Origin of the sequence: Daejeonella sp. (assembly GCF_037719425.1) — a bacterium.
In the GTDB taxonomy this organism is placed as follows: Bacteria; Bacteroidota; Bacteroidia; order Sphingobacteriales; family Sphingobacteriaceae; genus Daejeonella.
In genome coordinates, this window is record NZ_JBBJNI010000030.1 from 1 (window position 1) to 4722 (window position 4722).

At 38.8% G+C, this 4722-nt stretch carries 5 protein-coding genes; 4 read left to right on the plus strand and 1 reads right to left on the minus strand.

The genetic code is table 11. The features are described from left to right. From WKF69_RS06010 to WKF69_RS06025, 4 genes are all read left to right on the plus strand, one after another. A partial coding sequence (locus tag WKF69_RS06010; protein WP_340380377.1) for an ABC transporter ATP-binding protein occupies positions 1-1385 on the plus strand: 1385 nt, incomplete at its 5' end. Next, positions 1375-2439 (plus strand): glycosyltransferase family 4 protein, encoded by a 1065-nt coding sequence (locus WKF69_RS06015; RefSeq protein ID WP_340380379.1) that lies wholly within the window; start codon positions 1375-1377, stop codon positions 2437-2439. The genes WKF69_RS06010 and WKF69_RS06015, both read left to right, overlap by 11 nt. Beyond that, positions 2436-3434 carry a glycosyltransferase family 2 protein gene (locus tag WKF69_RS06020; RefSeq protein ID WP_340380381.1) on the plus strand — a complete coding sequence of 333 codons (999 nt, stop codon included), beginning with the start codon at positions 2436-2438 and terminating at the stop codon, positions 3432-3434. The genes WKF69_RS06015 and WKF69_RS06020 overlap by 4 nt, the downstream gene beginning before the upstream one ends. A gap of 21 nt (positions 3435-3455) precedes the next feature. Continuing rightward, a complete protein-coding gene (locus WKF69_RS06025; protein WP_340380383.1) occupies positions 3456-4355 on the plus strand; it encodes a glycosyltransferase in 900 nt (299 codons plus the stop codon). Positions 4356-4450: 95 nt separating this feature from the next. Here WKF69_RS06025 and WKF69_RS06030 read toward each other — a convergent pair. Then, a partial coding sequence (locus tag WKF69_RS06030; protein ID WP_340380385.1) for a hypothetical protein occupies positions 4451-4722 on the minus strand: 272 nt, incomplete at its 5' end.

A 4722-nucleotide genomic window follows, 5' to 3' on the forward strand; every position in this document is an offset into this window, starting at 1 on the left:
GGTTCATGTCTGACGTTGTAACTATCCAGGATTCCATTATCCGGTCACTGCAAGTAATTTTAAGAGAACCGATTGCAATAACTCTGAACTTTGCTGTGCTTTTCATGATATCTTCCAAACTGACGCTTTTCGCACTTATTTTAGTACCTGTATCCGGTTTACTTATAACGACTATCGTAAAGAGGCTCAAAACACACGCAAAAGCTGCTCAGGAATCCCTCGGAATACTGGTTTCAACTATTGATGAAGGCCTCGGTGGTGTTAAGGTCATTAAATCCTTCAATGCCGAGGGGTATATGCAGGAGAAGTTTAATGGCATTAATACGTGGACAAGCAAAATACATAGAAGGCTGGCCCGCCGTACACTACTCGCCTCTCCGGTTTCTGAAATGTTGGGTGTAATAACAGTTGCATGCCTGCTGTTTTATGGCGGTACCCTAATCCTTGAAGAAGGAGCTGATCTTAGCGGCTCGGAATTTATTGTATACATTATACTTTTTTCTCAAATCATTCCTCCTGCTAAAGCTATTTCAGAAGCTTTTGGAAACATTACGCAGGGGATATCAGCAGGCGAGCGTGTGTTTCAACTGCTTGACGCTCCTGAAAATATTGTTGACAAAGCTGATGCATTTGCAAAAGCCTCTTTTGAGGATGAAATAGAGGTGAAGAATGTTTCGTTTTACTATGACAAGAAGCCTATCCTTAAAAATATTAACATCAGAATAAAGAAGGGAGAAACCGTTGCACTTGTTGGGCCTTCCGGAGGAGGTAAGTCGACCTTGATGGATCTTTTCCCCCGATTTATGGATCCTAAATCCGGGAAAATATCGATAGATGGGATAGACATTAAAAATATTAAAATGGGCGATGTCAGGGCGCTGATGGGAATCGTAAATCAGGATGCCATTTTATTCAATGACACGATCTTTAATAATATAGCTTTTGGAAGGCCGGTGACCGAAGATGAGGTGATAGCTGCAGCTAAGATCGCAAATGCTCATGAATTTATCATAAATACCGATGAAGCTTACCATACGAATATTGGTGATCGGGGTATGAAACTATCTGGGGGACAAAAACAACGGATATGCATTGCGAGGGCGGTTATTGCCAACCCATCTATTCTCCTTCTCGATGAAGCAACATCCGCACTCGATACAAAATCCGAAAAACTAGTTCAGGAGGCCTTAAGCAAGCTGATGAAAAATAGGACAACCATTGTTATTGCTCACCGGCTTAGTACCATAAAAAATGCGGATAATATAGTTGTGCTTGATCAGGGAGAGATAGTTGAGTTTGGTTCCCATAAAGAATTGTTTAAGCGTGATGGAGTATACAGTAAGCTTATTTCTATGCAAAGCATCATAAAAACTGATGACCAATAGCAAAAAAATAAACATTATTCTACCCTTCGTGGCAACCAAGCCGATAGGCGGCGTTAAAATAATGTACCAGTATGCGAATGAATTAGCCTGCAAAGGATATAAGATTACCATCTACCATGCGATAAAAAAGTTTGAAAAAAAAAGCTTTGTACCTTCCTATATTAAAAAGGTTATATATAAGCTCCGTGGAGTTGAAAAGCCTGTATGGTTTAACCTACATCCTTCTATTGTAAGTAAAATCGTTACCGAAATAAACGACGGAAATATTGACGATGCTGACATTGTGTTTTCAACCTGGTGGAGTGTCGCTTATCTGGTAAATGGACTCTCAGCATCTAAAGGCAGGAAATTTAATTTAATTCAGGGCTATGAAATATGGAAGGGTAATAAGGACCTGGTGCATAGTTCTTATCGGCTTGAAATTCACCACATCGTAATATCAAAATATCTCATAAGTCTAATAGAGAAAATATCCGGGAGAAAACCTCTGTATTTACCTAATGCAATAGATTTCGAGAAATTCCATATAGTAGTACCCCCCCAAGAAAGAAACAGGGCTTCTATCTGCATGCTATACTCAAGCGATATAATAAAAGGTACCTCCTTCGGGCTAAAAGCTTTGATGGAAGTGAAAGAACTTGTTCCCGAGCTGGTGGTTGAGCTCTTCAGCATTTTTAGAGACCCGGGCAACTTGCCTGCGTGGATCAGCTTCCGGCACAAGCCCAACGACTTGGTCGGCCTTTATAATCGAAATGCTATTTTCTTATCGCCCAGCCTTACTGAAGGATGGGCACTACCACCGGCAGAGGCCATGGCTTCCGGTTGCGCAGTTATTTGTACAGATATCGGGGGGCATCACGATTACGCGATTGATGGACAAACAGCGCTTCTAGTAAAACCGGAAGATCACAACTCTATTAAATCAGCGCTTTTGAAGGTTATAACCAATAACAGTTTACGACTCGGCATTGCTAACAAGGGTAATGCGTACCTTAATGAAAATTTTAATTTGAAACGATCGGCGTCCATGCTGGAGGATTATTTCGAAAAATGATAGAAAAAAACCAACCGTTTGTTTCCATAGCATTATGCACATATAATGGATCTGAATTCCTGGACGAACAACTAGTTTCTATATTAAACCAGGATTATTGCAATTATGAAGTTGTGATAGTAGACGATGCCTCAACTGATGATACCCGCACTATAATTTCATCATATCTGCAGGACTCCAGAATACGATTCTACAAAAACCAGGAAAATCTTGGATACGCAGCAAATTTCAGTAAAGCTATGTCACTATGTAAGGGTGAATTAATAGCTCTTTCCGATCAGGACGACATCTGGCTTCCTGAGAAGATAAAGCTTATGGTTGAACGGATGGAGGGCGTATCCGGATTATACCACAATTCAGCATTTATGACTAAATCGGGTCAGCTCACGGGGTTGAAATTAACAGATAAGGTACGTTTTGTATCCGGGAAATATCCTGAAAGCTTATTGCTATACAATTACGTAGGTGGCCACACATTAATGCTCAAGCGCGACGTATTAAATCATGCGTTGCCTGTTCCGCAAGGCATTTATCATGATTGGTGGCTGGCTTTTGTATGTATGAATCTTCATGGACTTGACTATATCGAAAAGCCATTGGTACACTATAGGATACATGATTCAAATCAGACGGTTTTAGAAGAACAAAGCCGAAAAATGTATAAAACGGATACAAGGCCTGTTAAACGCTATAAAAAATTGAGGAAATTAGCTGTCTCACTTCAGATATTGAGAACCTTGAATCAAGCACCTTTTATCAATGATCAGCTGCGGCTCACTATTGATAGACTGATCAATCTACAAAAAGGCAGGATCGGAAAGTTCTTTTCATTCGAATTGTTTTATTTTCTAATCAAGCACCTTTCCATTTACAAGAGCGGTCACAGGGGATATTTGGGGAAACTTAATGCTATGAGAAAAGATAGTTTTGGTATATATAAATGTCAGGCGTCAAAAGCATTTCTCAATAATTTTACATTCGATGACAATTCATAGGAAGTACAGTCAATTAACTATATGTTGAAATCTCCTGTTTCTGTAGCTCTGTGTACTTATAACGGCGAAACATTTATTACAAAGCAATTAGACAGTATCTTAAACCAAACACATTCGCCGTTTGAGATAATCATTGTAGATGACCACTCCACTGATCGTACCAGGGACATATTGACGGATTACCACGAAAGATATCCTAACATTAAATTATTTTTTAATGATTCAAACCTGGGGTATAATCGAAATTTCGAAAAAGCCATCTCTCTTACAACGGGTGAATTCATCTGTATTGCAGACCAGGATGATATCTGGTATCCGGAAAAAATTAAGGCTCTGCTGGAAAATATTGGTGAAAATTGGCTGATCTTTTCTAATTCAGAAATGATTGATATAAATGATGAGTTAACCGGGGAACAGTTGCTGCCACATTTTCACTTTCAGCACGACTATAAAACCATCTTGTTTGAAAATTTTGTAACAGGCCACGCTTGTCTATTTCGCAGGGAACTGAAAGAGAAAATTTTCCCGATACCTGAGAGAGGATTTTATGATTGGTGGATAAGTTTTATTGCACTTTATCATCATAAATTAGGCTATCTGGATCAAGTTCTGACAAAATACCGAGTACATGCGGATTCCGTTATCCAAAAGACATCGCTCTCGAACAATAAAGAAGTCGCAAAAAAAAACTTAACCAAACAGTTAGAATTATTCTCGGGCTACACGAACCTGGAAAATGCTGACCGAGATTTCATAACAAGGTTACGTACCAACTTAGTCGAAAAAAAGAATCCCTTATTGAAATCCTTATACTTCAACTTGCTAAGAGACAAGAAGCTTTTTTTCCCATCCAAAAAGCCAAAAAACATTTTCTCCAGCCTTGTTTTCTTATATAAATATCTCAAAATGCACCAGCGATAAAGTAGTAGTGACGGTAGCTAATAATTGGAAGGAAAAAGATCTGCACTAGATAATTCAGTTTAATAGAAGGCCGACTCAAATAAATGCTTAGAAGTTTAGCGAATATTTTTATAACAAAACACATTGATCGCCATATCAAAAGCCTCACAAATCAGCTCGGAATCAATAAATGGTCTTTGGCGGGTATACGATTCTTTAATATAATAATGAAAGCCCTGATCTTTAACTAACTGAAGCAGTTGGTGAAGTGTCTGAGTTTTGCTAAGATCGTTATGATATTCAAAGAAAATATTATTTACTTCGCCAAGTTTATCAGAACAATCTCTTAATACAACATCCTCGGCACCTTCTATGTCGATCTTCAGAA

Coding starts and splice junctions, on each gene's coding strand:
- WKF69_RS06025 (WP_340380383.1), top strand. CDS start 3,456: ATGTTGAAATCTCCTGTTTCTGTAGCTCTGTGTACTTATAACGGCGAA.
- WKF69_RS06020 (WP_340380381.1), top strand. CDS start 2,436: ATGATAGAAAAAAACCAACCGTTTGTTTCCATAGCATTATGCACATAT.
- WKF69_RS06015 (WP_340380379.1), top strand. CDS start 1,375: ATGACCAATAGCAAAAAAATAAACATTATTCTACCCTTCGTGGCAACC.